The sequence below is a fragment of the Nostoc sp. UIC 10607 genome (genome assembly GCF_047228265.1).
Taxonomy (GTDB): Bacteria; Cyanobacteriota; Cyanobacteriia; order Cyanobacteriales; family Nostocaceae; genus Nostoc; species Nostoc foliaceum_A.
Map to the genome: position 1 here is coordinate 92096 of NZ_JBIQNW010000009.1, position 20585 is coordinate 112680.

Genomic DNA, 20585 nt, shown 5'->3' on the forward strand with positions numbered 1-20585 from the left:
ACCGTAGGCATCGCTATCTAAATCCACACAATAGCTCACATCCTATTGATAACCGGCTGCTTGTAACAGAAACAACTTGGCATAACTTCCTCTTAGCTGTAACAACTCTTCGTGAGTTCCCTGTTCTATAACTTCGCCGTTTTCTATAACTACGATTTTGTCAGCCATTCTTACCGTTGAGAAACGATGGGAAATCAAAAGTACCATCTGATTTTGAGTAATAGCGCGAAAATGATTGAAAATCTCAAACTCAGCTTGGGCATCTATTGCTGATGTTGGTTCATCTAACACCAAGATATCTGCTTGCGATCGCATAAAAGCACGAGACAAAGCAATTTTCTGCCACTGTCCCCCAGAAAGTTCCTGTCCTCCCTTAAACCAACGACCAAGTTGAGTCTGAAAGCTTTGGGGTAATTGGTCGATAAAAGATTGGGACATGCCTTTTTCAGCAGCAGTTTGCCAACGAGTTTTATTTTCGAGATGTTCTACATCGCCCACGCCAATATTCTCACCCACAGTGAACTGATAGCGGACAAAGTTCTGAAAAATCACCCCAATGCGACGACGCAGCACATCCACATCCCATTCCTGCAAATCCAAGCCATCTAAGAAAATTCGCCCAGAGTCTGGCGTGTATAGTCGGGTAAGTAGTTTGATTAAGGTAGTTTTACCGGAACCGTTTTCACCCACAATTGCCAGTTTCTCTCTGGGTTTTAAATGCAGCGAAATGTTTGTCAACGCTGGTTTAGAACTTCCTGGATAAGTAAATGATACGTTCTCAAAACGGATACCATCTTGAGGATTTAAACCAATGGTTGCATTACCCCAAGACTTTGGTACTTCTTCTTCCAGGAAATCATAGAGATTTGATAGATATAGGTTGTCTTCATAGATTCCTCCAATAGAAGTGAGGGCATTGGAGAAAGTAGACTGTCCTTGGCGAAACACAGTGAGATACATAGTCATATCTCCCAAGGAAATCCTACCTAGCACTGTTTCTAGCACAATCCAAGCATAAGCTAGGTAAAAAGCACCTGTACTCACTAAACTCAAGAGATATCCCCACAATCCTCGCCGGAGAGTTAAATCACGGTCTTCGCCATAGAGTTGATTAAACAGGCTGCGGTAACGTCCTAGCAACATCTCTCCCAGCTGGTAGAGTTTGACTTCTGTGACAAAATCTTCTCTTGCTATGAGATTTTCTAAGTAATGCTGTTGGCGGGTTTCTGCCGCACGCCAACTAAACAAACGAAAGGCTTCCCCAGCAAATTTCGTTTCTGCAATAAATACAGGCATGGCTGCCAAAACCAGTACCACCACCGCCCAAACTGAGAAATTTACTAGCAAAATCCCGTAGGTAATCAGGGAAAGGGCATTTTGTACCAACCCAAAGGTGCGGCTTACTAAGGAAAGGGGACGAACCGATGCTTCTCGTCGGGCATTGGTCAATTTGTCATAAAATTCTGAGTCTTCAAACTGCCTCAAATCCAGTGTTAGCGCCTTTTCTAAGATGAGTACATTTACTCGTTGACCCATTAGCGCCCGTAATAAAGACTGACAAATGAGGATTCCCCTTTGACTGCCTGCTAGTAAAATTACAGCGATCGCTTCCAACCCTACATAAAATAGGGAGGGATAGATATTGACAAAATCATTGCTGTCTGAATTAACTTGAGATGCAAATACCACTGCATCAACAATTAACTTGCTTATGTAAGATATCGCCGCCGGTAAAAGACCAGCCACTAAAGTTAAACTCGCCAAAAAAATAGTAAGCGATCGACTAGTAGTCCATACTAAGCTGACAGCCCGTCCACTGTAGCGGAAAACCGTCAGTGATTGACGTAGGATATTTCTTTTTTTTTAATTTTCATCTTTACTTTCCGCGAGATACCCCAGGTTCAGCGGATCTTCCTAACTTTATTTAATCTTTATAAATTTTACCAAGAAAGAACTCAGAATTCGGAAGCCAGAATAACGAGTGTGTGACTGGATGGTGACTTCTATGCTTCAGAATACTGAATACTGACTTCTGTTTACATTTTTATCCCCACAATCTCCTACCTGCTTTCCCACTTAATTGTTGGTGAGTATCTTCCAATAAGGCTGGAATATCTAAATTTTCTGGGCACCGAGGCAAACAGTCACCGCATTCTGTACAGCGGTTGCCTTTCATTCCAGGGAACCAATGACCAGCATTTTCAAACATTCCGTAACGATATTGCCCGTAGTCTTTCATGTCGTATGCCACTGTGAGATTTCGTAACCGCAATATCTCTGGAATATTGATATTTTCTGGACAGGGCAAACAAGCATAACACTGGCTACAATTATCAGTTTCCAAAGCAAGTTTTTGGTGATTTTCTAAACGCCAGAAAGCAGAAATTTCTGCTGATGTTAACTCTCCATCATGGTCAGCAACTTGCAAAGGTTCCCTTAATTCTTCTGGGTTTGCTGGCCCTATACTCAAAGTAGTAATACGGTGATCAGCAAGTAAAAATCGATAATTCAATTCTAGGGGTGAATACGGCTGACACAGGTCTTTTAAGATTTGGGGTGGCGTGTACAGGCGTCCTCCCTTGTCAGCAGGGGAAATAATGAAAATGCCCATATCCTTTTCGGCAGCTAGTTGAATCGCTGCTGCGTGCCGTTGAAAAAAATAGTAATAATGCAGATTGACAAATTCAAATAAATCTGTATTGATTGCTGCCTGAATTACCTCTAGTGGCCCGTGGGTAGAAAAACCAACGTGTCGCACTCGACCATCAGCAACAGCTTCTTCCACAGCTTGCATACAGCCATTTTTGGCTTGTACCCACTCCAAATGTTGCCAAGTGTTCAAGCCATGAACGCCTAAGCAATCTAAATAATCTAGCTGTAATCGTTCTAGGGATTCGTCGATACACCGACGCATGGTGTCAGCATCTGCTGTGGCTGAGATTTTAGTAGTGACATAAAGGCTCGTCCGGGGTACTGACAACCCAGCTTTTAGCGCCCTACCAAGATACTCCTCACTTTTGCCGTAACCTCTGGCGGTTTCTAGATGATTAATTCCTAGCGCTAAGGCTTGTTCGATCGTCTGGTGAGCATTTTCAAAATCAGCCAAGTAGCGCATTGTTCCCAAAGAAAAAACCGAGAGGCGCAGATTCGTTTTCCCAAAGCGTCGGTATTGCATTTTTAACAAAGAGTTAGGAGTTAGGAGTTATAAGTTAGGAGTTGAAGGAAGTAAATCATAGCTCTTAACTCCTAACTTTTTTGCTTACAAGTTAGGAGTTGAAGCAAAATCACTCATAACTAATAACTCCTAACTCATAACTTTCCTAGCTGTCGCCATTACCAAAGCGCTTAATCAAATCTTCAGGACGGAGATTGGAAATAAATTCACGGAAAGCTTGCTGTTCGGCTTCATCGGCATCACGGTCAACAGGGATAGAAGCATCGGCAATTACTTCTTCCATTACCCAAATGGGGGTATTTGTACGGAGGGCAATGGCGATCGCATCGCTAGGACGCGCATCAATTTCCTTTTTGACTTCGCCTTGCTGGACAATTAAAGCTGCATAAAAAGTATCCTTTTGCAGGGAATGAATAATTACCTTTTCTAGAGTCATGTTCCAAGCCTCTAGAATATTCACAATCAGGTCGTGAGTTAAGGGTCTGGGAGGCTTCTGATTCTCCAGCGCACCCATAATTGCCCTAGCCTGTTCCTGACCAATGTAAATTGGCAAAGCCCGCCGATCTGAAGAATCTTTCAAAAGCACGATCGGGCTGCGAGTTATGGCATCTAATGCTATGCCAGCGACTTTCATTTCAATCATTGGCTAGGCCTCTACAATGCTTTGAGAACCTTGGATGCTGTGTAACAAATAGTACCCCTTTTGGGGTGGTTTGGCGACAGTAATAAACATAAGCATTCGTTCTCTATAATTGCTTCTATTAAACTCCGAACTTGTGGTGAAAACCAGAGTAAGTCAAATTGGTCTTCTTAGACAATAACCTTCTTACCCAAGTATGCCTTGTGAAGGATGCTAATGTGTTAATATCCCTATAATAAAAAAAGTCAGAAAATATACTTGAATGTTCGAAATTTCTGTGACAATTACCAATTGATTTCAGCCAAAATTAGGCAATAAATAGAGTTAGTTTGACAAAAAAGCCGTGTTTACAGGATTAATTCAGGCATTAGGAACGATGGAACCCTTAGGGGGCGATTCTTGGCAAATTACTTGCAAAAGCCAGTCCGGTGAAGTAATTATGCAAGATTTAGCTTATGGTGACAGTGTTGCTGTAGATGGTGTTTGCCTGACAGTGGAAAAAGTTTTAAAAGATGGGTTTATTGCCACCGCTTCACCGGAAACTCTACGCCGCACAACGTTGGGAGGTGAGCAAACGCAACAGAGATATGTCAATTTAGAAGCGTCGCTAAGGGTGGGCAGCAAAGTTGGCGGTCATTTTGTGATGGGTCATGTAGATGGCATCGGTCGATTGCAAGTGGCAGAACAAACGGCTAGTTCTTGGGAAATGACCTTTATTGCTTCCGTTGCGATCGCACGCTACATTGTCCCCAAAGGAAGCATAGCTGTCAATGGCATCAGCCTCACAGTAGCCGCTTATGAGCCAGAACTCTCGCAATTCAAAGTGGCGGTAATTCCCCTCACATACGCCGAGACAAATCTTCGCTATTTGGTTCCTGGAAGTTTGGTAAATCTAGAAGGGGATATTCTCGGCAAATACGTCGAAAAATTCCTTTACTCTGGTAATCCACACACCAGAACCACTGATGAAACTAGTATGGATGGCATTACACCCGCATTCTTAGCAGAACACGGGTATTTGTAACTAAAAGAGTTTGGAGTTTGGAGTTTGGAGTTTTAAATTCATAACTCCTCACTCCTCACTCCTAACTTTCTTCTAGCTGCCTGGTTTCTGGCTTACCTGAGTAGTTTGTAAGCCTAGTACTAACTGACTGAGGCCGCTTTGTAAATGCACGCCTGGGTCAGTAGCAACCCACCCATTTGGTGACAGATGACGGACTTCAAAGTGCAGGTGAGGGCCTGTGGAGTTTCCGGTGCTGCCAACTCGCCCAATCACAGTTCCAGGTTCTACCCACTGACCGGGTTGAACAAATATTTCTGACATGTGACCGTAAAGAGTTTGTTGAGCCGATTTGTGATTCAGGGTAACGGTTAAACCATAACCGCCTAACCAGTTAGCAGTTTCCACTTGACCAGCAGCTGCTGCCAAAACTGGCGTACCTGTAGGCGCACCTATGTCTGTACCAGCATGGAAGCGTTGATTACCTGTGATTGGATGAACTCGCCAACCAAATACAGAAGTGATAGAAGCGGGTATAGACAGGGGATATATCATTCCCGTACCACTATATGCAACTCTCCCTGTGTAGGGGATTTGCGGCAATACTGATGCTAGTGAGAAGTCGTAAGCTACGTTGCTGGGGCGGGGTGCAATATTGCCATCTGCCATTGGTGGAGGTAAAGTTCCGCCACTCGGTGCGATGGGAGTTGCACTAACTCTTGTGGGGCTGAACTCGCCGGGACTGGGGATAAACCGATTAGGGCGAAATGCGCTCTTGGTGACACCACTAGAACCACTTTGAGCAGCACGCCATCTGCTGGTATTGCCAGTAGTTGCAACTTCCCGCACGGGTGGAACTACTGGTAATTGGGCGTTTTGACTTCTTTTGAGCCAATTAGGTGCTGGTTTACCATTAGAATCAGCTACACTCCTTTGGGGTACTTTGGCGCAAACGCCGCCTAATACGCTTTGCCCTGAAGGCAAAATGGCTCGACAACCACTGGAACGTTCTGTGAGAATTACGGAATTTGGTGCTTGATAAGTACCTGTGGCACCACTGTCATAACTATTAGGATCAATATAGGCGTTATTATAATCCTTGGTTTTCCCCGCCGTTGCCCTGACAGTACTGTTCGAGTTATTTGATGGTTGAGCAACTTCTGGGAGTTTTTCAGGTAAAGAGCGGGCAGGGGTATTGGGTTTTTCCTGTCTCACCCGTGCAGGTGCAACCTGGGAGGCTTCTACCTTGGGTTTTTCCTGTCTCACCCGTACAGGTGTAATCTGGGAAGCTTCTACCTTGGGTTTTGACTGTCTGATAATCACAACAGATTCAGCAGCTTCGATTTTGGGTGTAGACTGCCTAACTGGCTCTTTTGATTGAGCAACCTCTGGCTTGCGTAATCTTTGTTTGAGTCTGGCTCGCCGTTGGGAAAATTCCGGTTGCGCTGGCGCGGCTTGGGGCGCAACAGCCTGTTTTTTAACTGGATTTGTAAATGCTGTTGGTTGGGAACTTTCAACAGTGGGAACGATGTTGTCTATTTGTGTTTCCGTTTGGGCAAACACAAAGCCGCCGCTAAGGAGGCTGACGCTACTCAGCCAACAGAGGCTCTGAGCTGGTAGCGTGGAGGCAAAACGTTTTTTTGTCAGACCTTGTTGCCATAAGTAATGCAAACGATGAGGGGCAGAATTTTTGCGCTGCGTCATTTGTTCTCTCAGTTGTGTGTAATTAGCCTAAAGAGATGATGCTAGTGGTTTGTCTTGCCCAAAGAGCGAAATTTTGAACAAACCTCAAATTTAAACGGAAGATTTATGGTACCCCAAACTGATTGTACCGGGTTCAATATAAATTTCCGGTGTAATTAGTTCCTTTGTATCATCTGTTCCTAAATCAACTCGTAAATTTCCTTGAGGAGTTACCCCAACTACTGTACCTGAAAGATTATTGACGTAGACCCGATCGCCCATGTTTATAAGCAAATCTAGATAGCGAGACAAGAGTATGGTTATTCCTTCTTGGCAAAGGCACTCCATACCGGATTCTATTCCCAGTAAGACTGTAGAGGTTAGCATTTCCAGACAAGAAATTGGTCTGAAATCTTGGGAAGCTTGCCACGATTCCAGATTGATTCCCGTTTCTGGTACTGAATTTGTCCAGTTAATACCAACACCAATTACTGCTTGAGTGATTTGTCCTTTGTTGACTTTGGTTTCTGTCAAAATGCCGCCTAGTTTGCGACTATTTAAAATTAAATCATTGGGCCATTTTATCCCAACATTCACGCCACGTTCGCGCAATTTAGATGCAATTCCCCAAGCAGTAGCAAAAGTTAGTTGGTAACTGTCAGTAGCCTCTATTTTGTGGTCAAAAGAAATCGCCACGGAAACATATAATCCCCCAACCGGAGAAATCCACTCGCGTCCCCATTGTCCCCGCCCAGCAGATTGCCTAGTTGCAATTACTACTGTTCCTGAAATAGCCCCTTGGTTGAGTAAGTTCCAGAGGGTTTGGTTTGTTGAGGAGACGCTTTCAAAAAAGTGAAGGAAAAATGGTAAATATGTATAGTTACGCCCTGCTTTCAAGGCTGCTTCCAAGTTTTGCAGATTAAATCCCACAGCAGTTAACCCAAATTCCGTTGTTCAAGTTAGCATTGATTGGCTGATGAGTGATTTCTGTTTAGGTTTGGTTGAAGATGCACACTTGGCACTGGCGCAATTGGGAAGGACTGCCTTATCTAACTTGTAGTATTCTGGAACATTGGCATCACGGCTTCTTTACCCAGCAGTTTTGGCCGCGATCGCCACAAGTTATCACAGAAGTATTGCAACCAGAGGCATCAGTCTATCGCTTAAAGCAGGTTCATGGCAATACTGTTCTCACCCCCCAAGAAGTTGAAAGCTTCTTAAGCTCTGTTGGGGAGGATTTAGCTTCGGCAGATGGTTTAATGAGTGAGCAGCCTCTACAGGCAGTTTGGGTAGCTAGTGCAGATTGTACACCCGTGTTGATTGGGGATGTGAAAACTGGACGAGTGGCAGCATTACACGCAGGCTGGCGGGGGACTGCCAAGAAGATTGTTCCCTTAACGATCGCTCGATTACAATCTCAAGGCAGCAAACTCGATGATTTGAGAATTGCGATGGGCCCAGCGATCGCTGGGGAGGTTTATCAAGTCTCTATCGAAGTGGCTGCCGAAATTGGGGCTAGTATTATACCACATGAGGACGAAGAAAAAATTGTAACTGCATTACATGAGCTACCAAATTCACCTTTACTAGAAGACCCCAATCCTGGCAAGGTAAGGTTGGATGTCCGGCGAGTGAATACCTTACAACTGGAAAATATGGGGATTAGTGCGGAACAAATTGCGATCGCACCTTATTGTACTTTCCAAACTCCAGAGCATTTCTTTTCTTACCGTCGGGAGAAAGAGAAAAAAGTTCAATGGTCAGGAATTGTTAGCGGAAAAAGGTAAAACTAGTTTTCAGCTTTAGAGGATGTTTTAAAAGTATTATTGCTAACACTAAAATCTCCCAAATCTAACCTACCTCTCCCTAACTTTTTCCTAAAAGGAAAAGGTTAGGTTTCTGAGGTTTTGGCCTGAATTATTTACAAAAAAGCTTGGCTCAATAACTCACGGTGTATTAATGCCCTATCTACTAAAGATTTTATTTGCTCTGGTGATAAAGGATCACCATTGGCATAATGCTCCATCCAAGTCAGACTAATCAAATTGGGGTCATCTGGTAAACTCGCCAAATCCCACCCTGGCATTTCCAAGTCTTCCATGAGACGATTTACTTTGGGGTCATAACTGAGAGCAAAGCAGCGACAACCTTCAGCCGCAGCCATAATCAAGCTGTGCAGCCGCATCCCAATCGCCATTTCCACGCCGCGAAACACACCTTTTAAAAGTTGCGGATCTTCTAGACATAAAATCTTGCTGACATCTTTCAGGTGTGGTTGAATAGCTTCGGCAATACTTAAATCTTCACTTTTTTGAAATGGCAATAATAAAATAAAAGTCTGCGTAGCTTTTTGAAAATCCACCAAAGCACGAGTCAAGTTTGCCAGACGTGTTTCTGTAAGTTGGGGATGCGATCGCAACGTTACCGCAACTCTCGGCGCAGGTAAATCCCAAAGTCCTGGAACAGGTTTAGACTCCAACGCCCAAACCGGGTCTGGAGCTATGATACAAGGAATTTGCCAATCAGATAATAAAGCAGCACTGGCGCGATCGCGGACACTAACTTTAGTACAATTACCAAAGGTTTGCCGTGCCAACCAACGAGTTTGCGGACGCACTAACGGGCCAATACCCTGCGCCCAAGCAAAAGTTTTCAAACCCATTTTCTGCGCCAATGCCATCAGTCCCCCATAATAAAATGGGCTGATAGTACTGGTAACATCTTGAATGAGACTGCCGCCACCCCAAATCAAGGCATCACTTGAGCGCAAAGCTTGCAGTACAGGTAAGGGAGCCATGCGATCGTAGGTTTCTACATTGTAGCGATCGCGTGTTTCCTCTGGATTACCAGAAAGCACCACAGGCGTTACGTGAGATGGTAACATTTGCAAAAGCGTTGCCAACAAAGCTTCGTCACCACCATTACCTTTACCGTAATACCCAGACAATAACGCCCGCATCTTGACCATTTTAGATTTTGGATTTTAGATTATCAGCTTTTTTAAATAAATATCTGTTGCTATTACTGTATGCACGCCCTATCGATTCCCACCTGGATTATTCATATTTCTAGCGTTATTGAGTGGATTGTCGCCATTTGGTTAATTTGGACTTACGGCGAACTCACTGGTAATCGCAATTGGTGGGGATTATCCCTTGCCATGTTACCAGCTTTAGTTAGCGCCATGTGTGCTTGTACCTGGCATTATTTCGACAACGCCGAATCTCTGGAATGGCTGGTAACGCTTCAAGCTACCATGACCTTAGTTGGTAATTTTACGCTTTGGGCAGCGGCGTTTTTGATTTGGCGTTCTACCAAGTCTACTAACACTATTGAACCAAAACCTATCAAATCAGAGCAATGATTTCTAAAGAAACCCTGTTTGCACTTTCACTGTTTCCCTATTTGGGTTTCTTGTGGTTTATCAGCCGAAGTCCACAAATGCCGCGTTTAGCACTGTATGGATTTTACGGCACTCTTGTCTTTGTTGCCATCACCATCCCGGCAGGAATTTACGCCCAATTGCATTATGGCGAGTCTTTGGCCAATGTAGATTGGTTGCACGGTGGTGCAGAAGTATTTTTGACCCTTTCTAATATCTTGCTTGTGATGGGTTTTGGACAAGGGATAAGGCAATTAAAAATCAAAAATCAAAAATAGGAACCCCAGCTATAGCTAGCGTTTTAATTGCAATGAGGAAAAAGTAAATGGATGTAATTCCAGCAATTGATTTACTCGAAGGTCGCTGTGTGCGACTGTATCAAGGAGATTACGATCGCTCGCAAGTTTTTAGCGAAAATCCTGCTGATGTTGCCAAACAGTGGGTAGATGAAGGTGCTACTAGATTGCATATAGTTGATTTAGATGGTGCCAAAGCAGGTAAAGTAGTAAACTTGGGAGCAATTGAAGCGATCGCTCATGCAGTGTCAGTTCCGATTGAAATTGGTGGAGGATTGCGCGATCGCACCAGTGTGCAACAAGTATTCAATCTAGGCATACAGTGGGCAATTCTCGGCACCATCGCCGTAGAACAACCCCAGCTAGTAAAAGAACTGTGTGAAGAATTTCCCGAACAAATTATTATCGGTATTGATGCCCGTAATGGCCGCGTAGCAACTCGCGGTTGGTTAGAAACCTCAGAAGTTTTAGCAACCCAACTAGCTGTACAAATGCAAGAATTGGGTGCAGCCGCCATCATTTACACAGATATCCACCGGGACGGTACACTTATCGGCCCCAATTTAGAAGCTTTGCGAGAACTTGCAGCAGTAATTTCTATCCCAATAATTGCTTCTGGCGGGGTAAGTTCTGTCACCGATTTGTTGAGTTTGTTGGCATTAGAACCTCAAGGCGTGACTGGCGTGATTGTCGGACGTGCCTTGTATACTGGGGATATTTTACTCAAAGAAGCATTACGAGCGATCGGGCCAGGGCGGATTCAGGATATTCCACCGAATCTAGATTTTTCTACCTTTGCTTGATCTTTTCTGTCTTTGGTGGAACACTTCACACACTGTACTCGGAGTAATGAGTACAGTAGTGGCTCTCTTAAGCAGTCCGGCTATTTGTTTTAGCTAAAGAGTGAACGGTACGGAGGATGAAATGGTTGTAACACTGCAACTGCGCCAGATCGACCTTCAACCAGGGCAGTGCTTGACATTGCACGAGATCAGTTGGGCAGAGTTTGAAGCAATTCTAGAGGAAGTTGGAGAACATCGCGCTGCACGAGTTGCTTACTATCAAGGGCTGTTAGAGATTCGGATGCCTTCACCAGAACATGAAGTTGACAAAGAATTAATCGGCGACATGGTTAAAATTTTACTTGATGAGTTAGGACTTGGCTATCGCAAATGGCAGCAGGTGTAGAACCGGATACCTGTTTTTATATCCAAAATGCTCGCCAAATGATCGGCAAGCGACGGTTAGATTTGTCACTTGATCCACCACCAGATTTAGCAATTGAAATCGATGTTACCTCAAAGACCCAGCTTAGTGCTTACGTGGCGTTGGGTGTACCTGAACTTTGGTGTTACGGAGGCGGTAAGTTGCAAGTATTTGTCTTAAATCAAGCAGAATACATTGAGATGCAAACTAGCCCAACATTTGGGAATTTGCCTGTGATTGAAGGAATATTGCAGTTTTTGCAATTCAGCCTCACAGAAGGATCTAGTACAGCGCGACGAGCATTTAGGCAGTGGGTGCGTGAGGCATTAGCGCAGTTATTGATAAATGTAGATTGGGTAGCCTATTTTGCCCAGCCACCAAGCGATCGCTGACTCATATATTAAGATTTATAATTATCCGGTTTTATCCAGTTAAAAGTTAAGGTTTTTCCCAATGTAACATTATTTACTAACTTTTTCTAGTTAAACTTAAATTTTCTATGATATATTTCTGTAATCAACCATACCCGTGATGTAGATAATAGTGTAGTAGATTTTAAAATTTAGTATTATGTCTAGTCAAGAACAAAATTCCAATCAAGCATTTAAACAAACACAGGCTAGCGCAACAAAGAAGAAGAAACTACAACCTCCCCCAGACATCAAAAAACCAAAAAAAACCGAATAAAAATCGTTATACTTCCTTGTAGAGACTTAATTTAAGTCTCTACAATTCTCATTAATAAAGAAATCAACTTATTTATTTTTTACTTGAGTCTTTGCTTGTTCTAAAGCTATTTCTTTTATTGCTTGGTATGAATTCACATTTGAAGTACCTTCAATAGCTTTAACTGCCAAATCCTGAACTTGTTTCAGAGCAGATTCAAGTTGTTTAGAAAGATTTTGAATCCGCATCTCTTGATTAGTAATAGTTTGTTCTAAAGATTGTAGTCTTTGTTCATAGAAACGCTTTTGACCTTCTACTTCTTTAGAATATAAATCTGATTTTATTTTAGCTTGGTAGTGGGCAATGCCTTTGCCTTCTTCTGTAGCTTTTTTAATGGCTGCTTCTTTATCTTTTGGAAAAGCTTCTACCTTGGCTTTTAATTCTTCAAATTGTTTCTCTCTCTCAGAAATTGCTTTCTCTCTCTCAGCCCACTGCTTTTCTGTTTCTTGTAGTAATTCTTCCAGTTGCTTATATAGCGCTTTCTGCTCTTGTTCGTATTCGTCACTTTGCAGTTGCCGCTGGAGTTCTAAATTATACTTATACTCTGCCGCATCGCGTTGCCGAGTTTTATTCAAGTTTTCATTCCGTTCTTTTATCACCCGTTGCTGTTCCTCTTGTTCTTTACACCAAGTATTCCTTTGCTCTAGTATTTCTTGGAATAACACTTCAGAACGCTGGCTATATTCTTCGTGATAAGCTTTAGTATTATCTTCATAAGCTTGGATAAGAGTATCCAAGATATCATCAGAAATTTCTAAATTGTGCAACTGTGTTAATTGTTGGATTTCTTCTTCTAAAGTTCGCCTGATTTCTTCTAATTTAGAGGCTTTTGTGGTTAGCTGTTCCGATAATTCATTTGCAGCGCTGCCAAAACCTAATTGAGTTTTCACTAAGCTTTCAATTGTATTGTTCATTTTTTGTTGGACACTAGAAAGCTGATTCATAGGTGTTTTTTGTTCTAATTTAGGCTGTTCTTTAGTTCCAGACTGGTTTTCTTGGGCAACTTGTTCGAGTTGCGATTTCAGCGCTGCTTTTTCTTTAGCCAACTCCTCATACGCCTGAAGAATTTCTACTTTAGTATTCTTATCAGTCGGTTTTTTTACCACCACAACAAACCTCCTCTTCAGGAATTAAAAATGATTAAGATGCTACAGACTCACAACTATTTAGGATTAGAACTACCGAAAGCTCTCATAGCTAAGTCTTGTGCTTGTTTTAATGCAGTTTGCAATTGAGCAGATATACCTTCTATTTGCTCAGACTGTTTCTTAATTGTTTCTTCTAGAGATTGAATTTTTAGTTCATAGCTCTGTTTATTAGATTCCCATTCTTTCTCAAATAAATCAGCCTCGATTTTAGCTTTTTGGCTTGTTTCTTTAATTGCTTCTTCCCTTGCTTTCTTAACGGCTTCTTCCAGTTCGTTAGGAAATTTAGTTACCTTTTGTTCATAATCTGCAAAGAGTGGTTGACGTTCAGCGAATATCTTTTCTCGTTCTGCCCAATCTTTCTGTTTCTTTTGAGAATTTTCTTGAATTTCCCTTTGTTGTTGGCGTTTTATCGCTTCGTAGCTGTCTGTATTGAGTTTACGAGTAGTTTCTAACTTATACTGAGATTCTTCTTGTTCTTGCTGGCGATCTTTAGCTAATAAATCGTTATATGCTTGGAGTTTCTCTTCATACTCTGCTTGCTCTTTTTGCCATTCTCTCCGCCTGATTGTGATTTCTCTCTCTAGTGTTTCCCTTTTGCTGATAGTGTCTTGTTCTAGGGTTTTTAATTTTTCTTGGTGTTCTTGACTTAAAATGTCTAGAGTATCCGCTACAACTCTGATTTGTTGAAGCTCTTGTAAGCGTTGAGTTTCAATTTCTATAGCTCGGTTCAATTCATCTAACTTGGAATTTTCCTGAGCTAGTTTTTCAGATAATCCATTGAGAATACTACCAAACTCCAGTTGTAAATCAGCTAAACCTTTGACAATACTATCAACCGTATATGCAGAAGCTGCTTGCAGAATTTCTTGACTTTTTGCCTTTTCTGCTTCCTCTTGTTTGGTTGCTATTTTAGATTCCAGCTTTTTTCTTTGGATAATAATTTGTTGAAATGCTTGCATTAGTTGTTGTTTGCTGTCCTTGACTCCAACTGTAGTCATCTTCCAACTCCCTTCAATAGGCAAATGATTTATTGGGTAGCAAGCCATACCAAGGACTACCCTATGCAGACATCAGAGTAGCCTCTAAATCAACATTTTTAACGCAGTGGAAATACGGAAATCATCACCATAGGACACTTAGGTAGTACGAATTTTCCACATATATGTCCTTATGGTTTTCAGTTATAGTTTTCCCTTTGGTTTTTAGTACTTTTGTACTAAGGTGAATATACCCAACTTAATCTGCTTTTGTCAAGACAACCCTTCATGTAATTGCGTGATTTATGATTTAGGAGGGTGCTGTGGCATATGTTACTTTTTGTAAAGAAAATCTAAAAGAATTAACCCTAGTAGAAGCGCGGTTGCAGTAAGGCGAGATAATAGATTCAATCATCCTAATTGATACAAGCACAGTCCCAGACTTTTGTGATATCAATGTATACCAGTGAATCGACCAAATATTCTGCTAGAACGGACATTGGGCAAACCAGCCGTATTCTAGTAGTAGAAGATGAAGAATTAATCCAGGAAATGCTAGCTGTAGCCCTGGAAGAAGAAGGTTATGGGGTGACAACTGCACCCGATGGGCGGTCTGCTATAGAGTATCTCAAAAGTTTTGAAACCAACTCAGGGGAACTTCCCTTTGATCTGCTCATTCTTGATTTGATGCTGCCTCAAATCAATGGGCTAGATATTTGCCGTTTGCTGCGTCATCAAGGAAACCCAGTACCTATTTTAATGCTCAGTGCTAAGGGTAGTGAAACTGACCGCGTTTTGGGGTTAGAGGTGGGAGCAGATGACTACCTGACCAAACCCTTTAGTATGCGTGAGTTAGTGGCTCGTTGTCGCGCTTTACTCCGCCGCCAACGCTTAAGTAATTTGCCACAACTACCTGTATTAAAATTCAAGGATGTCACCTTGAATCCTCAAGAATGTCGCGTGCTGGTTCGTGGTCAAGAGGTGAGTCTTTCTCCTAAAGAGTTCCGCTTGCTGGAACTCTTTATGAGTTACGCCCGCCGGGTATGGTCGCGGGAACAATTGCTAGATCAGGTTTGGGGGCCAGATTTCGTCGGTGATAGTAAAACCGTAGACGTTCACATTCGATGGTTGCGCGAAAAATTAGAGCAAGACCCCAGTCATCCTGAATATATTGTGACTGTACGAGGTTTTGGCTATAGGTTTGGATAATTAGTTTAGATAGTTGTTAGTTTTTAGTAGTCACAAAGAAACTAACAACTCAAATGCTTTTATTGGGATTTTGTCTGGGTTTAGCGGTAGGCATTGGGTTTTGGGTTTGGCAACAGGTTCAACTTAACCGCTACCTGGGGCGCTTACTCCGACCGTTAACCTCGCATTCTTACAAGATGGGACTGCTGTTGATACCTGGTTTGCGGCAGGAAATAGCGATGGTGAAACAGCAACGGCAAGATTTGCAGCAGTCGTTGCAAACTTACCAAGACCTACTAGATTTTGCACCAGTGGCATATTTGCAGGTGGATGAGGAAAATCAACTGCTGTGGTGCAATCGGCAGGCACAGGAAATTTTGTATCTGCAAAGTTGGCAACCAGAACAGGTGCGCTTGTTGCTAGAGTTGGTCAGGTCTTACGAACTTGACCATTTAATTGAGCAAACTCGTGATCGGCAAAAACCACAGACGGGAGAATGGGTATTTCATCCATCTTGTGATGATGCGGCAGAGATGCCAACACTAAAATCTCTGGCCTTGCGGGCATCTAGCTTGCCTTTGCCCAATGGACAAGTGGGAGTCTTTTTAGAAAATCGTCAACCCCTATTAGATATAAATCAAGTACGCGATCGCTCTTTTTCTGATCTAGCACACGAACTCAGAACGCCCTTGACTTCGATTCGCTTGGTTGCGGAAACTTTACAAACCCGCTTGGAACCACCTTTAAATCGCTGGGTTAATCGCCTAATGCAAGAAGTTGATCGGCTGATTAACTTAGTGCAAAGCTGGCTAGACCTCACCCAAATGGAAGCAAACCCAACCATGCAATTGCAAACCAAAGTTGTAGAATTGCGATCGCTCATTGCATCTGTTTGGGAAACACTAGAACCCTTGGCACAGCGCCAACATCTATCTTTTTCTTATTCTGGCCCAGAAAATCTTTGGATTAAGGCAGATCAAGCTCGTATTTATCAGGTTTTTCTCAACTTGCTAGACAATAGCATTAAGTACAGTCCTCCTTGTACAAGTATTCATGTTGAAGCGAAAATCTTATCAACAAAGGATAATGATGCTGCTTCCCCAATTCTGGAAATAAATCTTATTGATTCTGGAGTCGGGTTTTCTGAGGCAGATTTACCCCACGTTTTTGAGCGATTTTATCGGGGAGATAAGGCGCGAACCCATTCCCCACAAGATAGTAACTCCATAGGGGCGATCGTTGGCAATGGTTTAGGTTTAGCGATCGTTGAGCAAATTCTTCTTGCCCACGGTGGTTCAATCAAAGCTATGAACCATCCAGAAACTGGTGGTGCGTGGATGCAACTCCAATTTTGTGAAGTTATGGCAAACTCCTTAAGCCAAGACTATAGTTAATAATATCTTCACGTTTGAGATCACAAGTGTGAAAGCTGCCCATTACAGTCCCAATCCTCAAAGACCCCAACTTGCACGCGCCATTAGGCGCTTAGAACGGGATGTATTACGCATGGGTGCTTTGGTAGAACAATCATTTCGCCTCAGCCACCAAGCCTTATTCGCTCGTAACTTAACAGCAGCTGAGGAACTTCCCCGCTTAGATAAAAAGATCGATCGCTTTTATAGACAAATCGAATCAGACTGTACGGCGATTATGACGCTGCAAGCGCCTACGGCTCAAGATTTGCGCTGCTTGAGTGCCTTTATGCAACTGGTGCGCGACTTAGAGCGCATTGGCGATTATGCTGAGGATTTAGCTGAGATTGCGATTAAAATTTTTCCTTACGCGCCTCATACGTCTTTGCCAGATATTGAAGCTATGTCCCTTCATGCGCAAGCAATGCTAGCAACTAGCTTGAAGGCTTTGGGAGATTTCGATGAAGCCGGTGGACGCCGTTTAAAGCATTTAGATGATACTGTAGACGATGCCTACGATCGCGTTTATGAGACTTTAGCCCAACAACGTGATGTGCCAGGCGTAGTCGAGCCAATTGTGTTACTAGCACTGGCAATTCGTTGCCTGGAACGCATGGCAGATCACGCCACTAATATCGGTCAAAGGGTAGCATACATTGTTACCGGTCAACGCTCTTAATTGACGGTTTAAATTCAGTCTACAAGCTAAAGCCATTACCTCTACAAACACAAACAAAAGCTGAGGACTCAAGTCACTTAGTACTACTTTGCATAAAACTTTAGGGTGTCTTAGGCGCATATTTCGATATAATTTGTCATGAAAAATATGACATGAGTGTCTAACGCACCATGTTACATAGTGGTGAGTTAGGCTAAAGCCGTAATACATTATTTGTGCCTACTTGCTGACTCTTGTAGCATTCTCACGTGAATGAGGTACATGGGTAGGGACACGCTAATGCCGTACCCTGACTAATATCTGTGCTTATCCGTGGTTAATTATTTTTTCCTGTCCCTTGTTAATGCGGGAACCACTACAAGAAAATACTAAATAATTAAAAATAAGTTAACTAAATATTTTACTAAAAGCTTACCTGTTCTTAAACTTACACAATTAAAGTAACAGAGAAACAACTGGAAAATTCTGGACTATCTTTATGATAGAGAACTCCAATCATAATATTGTTTACATGAGAAAATTTTGAGTTAGTTTCTAGCCCTAGTTGAGCAAAATACACTTCAGATATATAGGTAAATTTTATACAACTTATTAGAGTTTCTTAATCATTTTAAATAGCGAGATTCCCTGATAATTATGTAGTTACAGTTAATGATGTATTCCACAACTCCTACTTCAAACTCTTTTGCCGTGTCAAATAGCTCTGCTTTGGGTGGGCAATTACCCCAGCAGATATTTACCCGTAGGGAAGTAATCCCACTTCAAAATGATGTACTTTGGCGGATTGAGCACGGTGCAGTTCGTACCTTAACATGGAGTGAAAATGGAACATTCATCACTCTCGGTTATTGGGGATTGGGCGATCTGATTGGTCATCCTTTGTCTAGAGTCAAGCCTTACCAGATTGAATGTCTCACAGGCGTGGAAGTAAGCATTGTTCCACCTCATTTGTGGCATCAAGATATTAATGCTTTGTTGTCTCATATTCAACAGGCAGAGGATCTACTAAGTATTGTGCATCGAAAACCAATTTCGCTACGCTTATGGCAATTTTTAGTGTGGTTAAGTAAAAAATTTGGACGTGATGTAGATAAGGGCAAGCTAATTGATTTAAATATTACCCATCAAGATATTGCTGAAGTGTTAAATACCACGCGAGTAACAGTTACCCGAATCCTACAACAGTTTGAGGAAGAAGGAACAGTTTTTCGTCACAAACGCCGGATTATTTTGCGGTTACCAAATAAATTAATTAAAAACTATGCTTCAGCAGGATGTTAACTAACTTGCTTGTAATAATCACAGGATATAAGGTATAATCATCGCTGTGATTGTGTGTGAAATCCGCAAAAGTAAAGTGTTTTAAGCATTTTACTATGACTGGATTATGTAGGTGTGAGTGAGAGTAAAAACATGACAAAACGATTCTGGAATCTTTTTAAGGTTAGTCCGGTTGTTGTAGCTGCTGCATTTTTTGTTGCTAATAGCGCCTTAGCTGCTGAAGTCAACGAAGAAGTAACAAATGTTGCCCAGTTATCTGAAGCTCAGGACTCTAACAACATGAGTCAGGTAACATCAGTTTCACAATTTTCGGATGTGCAGCCCACAGATTGGGCATTCCAAGCTTTACAATCTCTAGTTGAGCGCTACGGCTGTATTGCAGGTTATCCCAACAGTACTTATCGTGGTAACCGTGCTTTGACCCGTTATGAATTTGCCGCAGGTTTGAATGCTTGTTTAGATCGGGTTAATGAACTGATTGCTACAGCCACTGCCGATTTGGTCAGCAAGCAAGACCTAGCTACTTTACAGCGATTACAAGAAGAATTTTCTGCTGAACTAGCAACTCTGCGCGGTCGTGTTGATGCCGTAGAAGCCCGCACTGCTGAGTTAGAAGCTAATCAGTTCTCTACTACCACCAAGCTGGTAGGGGAAGCGATTTTCAACGTGTCTGATGCTTTTGGTGGAAATGATGATGATGATCCTACCAATCTTCCCAACCTAGAGAGCAACACAGTTTTCTCCAACCGCGTTCGTTTGAACTTGTACAGCAGCTTCACTGGTACAGACCGATTGCAAATCCGGTTGAATGCTGGAAATATCGTTTCCAATTCTACTGTAACTGGCACCAATATGACCCGCTTGGGTTTTGATGGAAATAGCGGCAACAGCGTTGAAATCGATAAAGTTAACTACGCTTTCGACTTTGGTAATGCAGCACGTGTAAAAGTTGATGTTACTGGTGCTGAAGTATACGAGAATATCAACAATTTCAACCCTGACTTTGCTAGTTCTGGTAGCGGCGCTATTTCTCGCTATGGACGTTTCAGCCCAATTTACCGACCTGGTTCTGGTGGTGCTGGCTTGACTGTTACCCTCAATCCTAAAGGTGCTATCAGCTTGTCTGCTGCTTATCTATCCAACGATGCTAACAGTCCTACTACCAGTGGTCTCGATCCTGATCTGAATAACGGACTATTCAATGGTGATAGTACTATTTTAGGTCAATTAGCTTTCCAGCCTAGTCAAGCCTTGAACGTTGGTCTGACCTATGCTCGCAGTTACCAAGAAGATCCCAACGTCTTCGGAAGTACAGGTAGTTCCCTAGCCAATGATCCATTTGGAGGTGGTCGTACTGATTCCAATCATTACGGTGTACAGGCTAACTTTAGACCTAGCTCTAAGTTAACTATTGGCGGTTGGGCAGGCTTCAGTAATGTGGAAGCTAGAACTGGTGCTGCTGCCGGACAGAGTGCAGATGTGTTTTACTGGGCTGCTACTCTTGGTCTAAAAGACTTTGGCAGAGAAGGCAGCTTGCTTGGCTTGATCTTTGGACAATCACCGAGAGTAACTAGCAGTGAATTCGCTCCCGGTGGTGTAGAGCAAGAGGATCTAGACACCTCTTATCATGCAGAAGCTCTTTATCGCCTAAAGGTCAGCGATAATATTGCCATTACCCCTGGTTTATTGGTGATTTTCAATCCTGAACACAACGATGCAAACGATACCGTCTATGTCGGTACTCTGCGTACTACTTTCTCCTTCTAAAATTGGTGATGGGAAATAACGCTCA

General features: G+C 42.6%; 18 protein-coding genes and 1 pseudogene. 11 read left to right on the forward strand and 8 right to left on the reverse strand.

Features of this window, described 5'->3' with window-relative positions:
* Positions 1–42 precede the first annotated feature (42 nt).
* The 3 genes from ACEYW6_RS11100 to ACEYW6_RS11110 all read right to left on the reverse strand — a co-directional run bounded on the left by ACEYW6_RS11100 (position 43) and on the right by ACEYW6_RS11110 (position 3818).
* A complete protein-coding gene (locus ACEYW6_RS11100) occupies positions 43–1851 on the reverse strand; it encodes an ABC transporter ATP-binding protein (protein ID WP_412979828.1) in 1809 nt (602 codons plus the stop codon).
* A 193-nt stretch (positions 1852–2044) separates the two neighbouring features.
* Positions 2045–3175 (reverse strand): aldo/keto reductase, encoded by a 1131-nt coding sequence (locus ACEYW6_RS11105; protein ID WP_412979759.1) that lies wholly within the window; start codon positions 3173–3175, stop codon positions 2045–2047.
* 145 nt (positions 3176–3320) lie between these two features.
* Positions 3321–3818 carry a bifunctional nuclease family protein gene (locus ACEYW6_RS11110; protein WP_069072850.1) on the reverse strand — a complete coding sequence of 166 codons (498 nt, stop codon included), beginning with the start codon at positions 3816–3818 and terminating at the stop codon, positions 3321–3323.
* A 340-nt stretch (positions 3819–4158) separates the two neighbouring features.
* Here ACEYW6_RS11110 and ACEYW6_RS11115 point away from each other — a divergent pair, with 340 nt between their 5' ends.
* The gene (locus ACEYW6_RS11115) at positions 4159–4839 is read left to right on the forward strand and encodes a riboflavin synthase (RefSeq protein ID WP_412979760.1); all 681 of its coding nucleotides are present in this window, start codon (positions 4159–4161) and stop codon (positions 4837–4839) included.
* A 72-nt stretch (positions 4840–4911) separates the two neighbouring features.
* On the opposite strand, the gene ACEYW6_RS11120 is transcribed toward ACEYW6_RS11115, so the two are convergent.
* Together ACEYW6_RS11120 and ACEYW6_RS11125 are read right to left on the reverse strand one after the other, a co-directional pair.
* Positions 4912–6519 (reverse strand): M23 family metallopeptidase, encoded by a 1608-nt coding sequence (locus ACEYW6_RS11120; RefSeq protein ID WP_412979761.1) that lies wholly within the window; start codon positions 6517–6519, stop codon positions 4912–4914.
* Between the two features lie 90 nt (positions 6520–6609).
* On the reverse strand, positions 6610–7428 hold the full coding sequence (locus ACEYW6_RS11125) for a biotin--[acetyl-CoA-carboxylase] ligase (protein ID WP_412979762.1): 819 nt from the start codon (positions 7426–7428) through the stop codon (positions 6610–6612).
* 77 nt (positions 7429–7505) lie between these two features.
* Here ACEYW6_RS11125 and pgeF point away from each other — a divergent pair, with 77 nt between their 5' ends.
* Complete coding sequence (gene pgeF, locus ACEYW6_RS11130; RefSeq protein WP_196508936.1) at positions 7506–8285, forward strand: peptidoglycan editing factor PgeF; 780 nt, start codon at positions 7506–7508, stop codon at positions 8283–8285.
* A 134-nt stretch (positions 8286–8419) separates the two neighbouring features.
* Here the strand turns inward: pgeF and csaB are convergent, their stop codons facing one another.
* Complete coding sequence (csaB, locus tag ACEYW6_RS11135; protein WP_412979763.1) at positions 8420–9466, reverse strand: polysaccharide pyruvyl transferase CsaB; 1047 nt, start codon at positions 9464–9466, stop codon at positions 8420–8422.
* 60 nt (positions 9467–9526) lie between these two features.
* Here csaB and ACEYW6_RS11140 point away from each other — a divergent pair, with 60 nt between their 5' ends.
* From ACEYW6_RS11140 to ACEYW6_RS11155, 4 genes and pseudogenes are all read left to right on the forward strand, one after another.
* Positions 9527–9862: a DUF2499 domain-containing protein gene (locus tag ACEYW6_RS11140; protein ID WP_190891418.1), complete on the forward strand. Its 336-nt coding sequence runs from the start codon at positions 9527–9529 to the stop codon at positions 9860–9862.
* A complete protein-coding gene (locus ACEYW6_RS11145) occupies positions 9859–10158 on the forward strand; it encodes a DUF3593 domain-containing protein (RefSeq protein ID WP_190891416.1) in 300 nt (99 codons plus the stop codon). The genes ACEYW6_RS11140 and ACEYW6_RS11145 overlap by 4 nt, the downstream gene beginning before the upstream one ends.
* Positions 10159–10205: 47 nt before the next feature.
* The gene (hisA, locus tag ACEYW6_RS11150) at positions 10206–10979 is read left to right on the forward strand and encodes a 1-(5-phosphoribosyl)-5-[(5-phosphoribosylamino)methylideneamino]imidazole-4-carboxamide isomerase (protein ID WP_190891414.1); all 774 of its coding nucleotides are present in this window, start codon (positions 10206–10208) and stop codon (positions 10977–10979) included.
* A gap of 121 nt (positions 10980–11100) precedes the next feature.
* Positions 11101–11774 (forward strand): annotated as a pseudogene (locus ACEYW6_RS11155) (Uma2 family endonuclease).
* A gap of 363 nt (positions 11775–12137) precedes the next feature.
* On the opposite strand, the gene ACEYW6_RS11160 reads toward ACEYW6_RS11155, so the two are convergent.
* Both ACEYW6_RS11160 and ACEYW6_RS11165 read right to left on the reverse strand, forming a co-directional pair.
* Positions 12138–13217, reverse strand: a complete 1080-nt coding sequence (locus ACEYW6_RS11160; protein ID WP_412979764.1) for a hypothetical protein — start codon at positions 13215–13217, stop codon at positions 12138–12140.
* Between the two features lie 53 nt (positions 13218–13270).
* On the reverse strand, positions 13271–14254 hold the full coding sequence (locus ACEYW6_RS11165) for a hypothetical protein (protein ID WP_412979765.1): 984 nt from the start codon (positions 14252–14254) through the stop codon (positions 13271–13273).
* 435 nt (positions 14255–14689) lie between these two features.
* Between ACEYW6_RS11165 and ACEYW6_RS11170 the strand changes: the two genes are divergently transcribed.
* From ACEYW6_RS11170 to ACEYW6_RS11190, 5 genes are all read left to right on the forward strand, one after another.
* Entirely contained in the window at positions 14690–15442 is a 753-nt protein-coding gene (locus tag ACEYW6_RS11170; RefSeq protein ID WP_190891405.1) for a winged helix-turn-helix domain-containing protein, read from the forward strand.
* A gap of 53 nt (positions 15443–15495) precedes the next feature.
* Positions 15496–16815, forward strand: a complete 1320-nt coding sequence (locus tag ACEYW6_RS11175; RefSeq protein ID WP_412979766.1) for a sensor histidine kinase — start codon at positions 15496–15498, stop codon at positions 16813–16815.
* Positions 16816–16843: 28 nt separating this feature from the next.
* Entirely contained in the window at positions 16844–17512 is a 669-nt protein-coding gene (phoU, locus tag ACEYW6_RS11180) for a phosphate signaling complex protein PhoU (RefSeq protein WP_190891401.1), read from the forward strand.
* A gap of 651 nt (positions 17513–18163) precedes the next feature.
* Positions 18164–18793, forward strand: coding sequence for a Crp/Fnr family transcriptional regulator (locus ACEYW6_RS11185; protein ID WP_190891399.1), 630 nt, complete (start codon positions 18164–18166; stop codon positions 18791–18793).
* Positions 18794–18925: 132 nt separating this feature from the next.
* On the forward strand, positions 18926–20560 hold the full coding sequence (locus ACEYW6_RS11190) for an iron uptake porin (protein WP_196508949.1): 1635 nt from the start codon (positions 18926–18928) through the stop codon (positions 20558–20560).
* Positions 20561–20585 lie beyond the last annotated feature (25 nt).

Coding starts and splice junctions, on each gene's coding strand:
- pgeF (WP_196508936.1), top strand. CDS start 7,506: ATGCACACTTGGCACTGGCGCAATTGGGAAGGACTGCCTTATCTAACT.
- ACEYW6_RS11120 (WP_412979761.1), bottom strand. CDS start 6,519: ATGACGCAGCGCAAAAATTCTGCCCCTCATCGTTTGCATTACTTATGG.
- ACEYW6_RS11145 (WP_190891416.1), top strand. CDS start 9,859: ATGATTTCTAAAGAAACCCTGTTTGCACTTTCACTGTTTCCCTATTTG.
- ACEYW6_RS11190 (WP_196508949.1), top strand. CDS start 18,926: ATGACAAAACGATTCTGGAATCTTTTTAAGGTTAGTCCGGTTGTTGTA.
- ACEYW6_RS11185 (WP_190891399.1), top strand. CDS start 18,164: ATGATGTATTCCACAACTCCTACTTCAAACTCTTTTGCCGTGTCAAAT.
- ACEYW6_RS11140 (WP_190891418.1), top strand. CDS start 9,527: ATGCACGCCCTATCGATTCCCACCTGGATTATTCATATTTCTAGCGTT.
- ACEYW6_RS11170 (WP_190891405.1), top strand. CDS start 14,690: ATGTATACCAGTGAATCGACCAAATATTCTGCTAGAACGGACATTGGG.
- csaB (WP_412979763.1), bottom strand. CDS start 9,466: ATGGTCAAGATGCGGGCGTTATTGTCTGGGTATTACGGTAAAGGTAAT.
- hisA (WP_190891414.1), top strand. CDS start 10,206: ATGGATGTAATTCCAGCAATTGATTTACTCGAAGGTCGCTGTGTGCGA.
- ACEYW6_RS11110 (WP_069072850.1), bottom strand. CDS start 3,818: ATGATTGAAATGAAAGTCGCTGGCATAGCATTAGATGCCATAACTCGC.
- ACEYW6_RS11175 (WP_412979766.1), top strand. CDS start 15,496: ATGCTTTTATTGGGATTTTGTCTGGGTTTAGCGGTAGGCATTGGGTTT.
- ACEYW6_RS11165 (WP_412979765.1), bottom strand. CDS start 14,254: ATGACTACAGTTGGAGTCAAGGACAGCAAACAACAACTAATGCAAGCA.
- ACEYW6_RS11105 (WP_412979759.1), bottom strand. CDS start 3,175: ATGCAATACCGACGCTTTGGGAAAACGAATCTGCGCCTCTCGGTTTTT.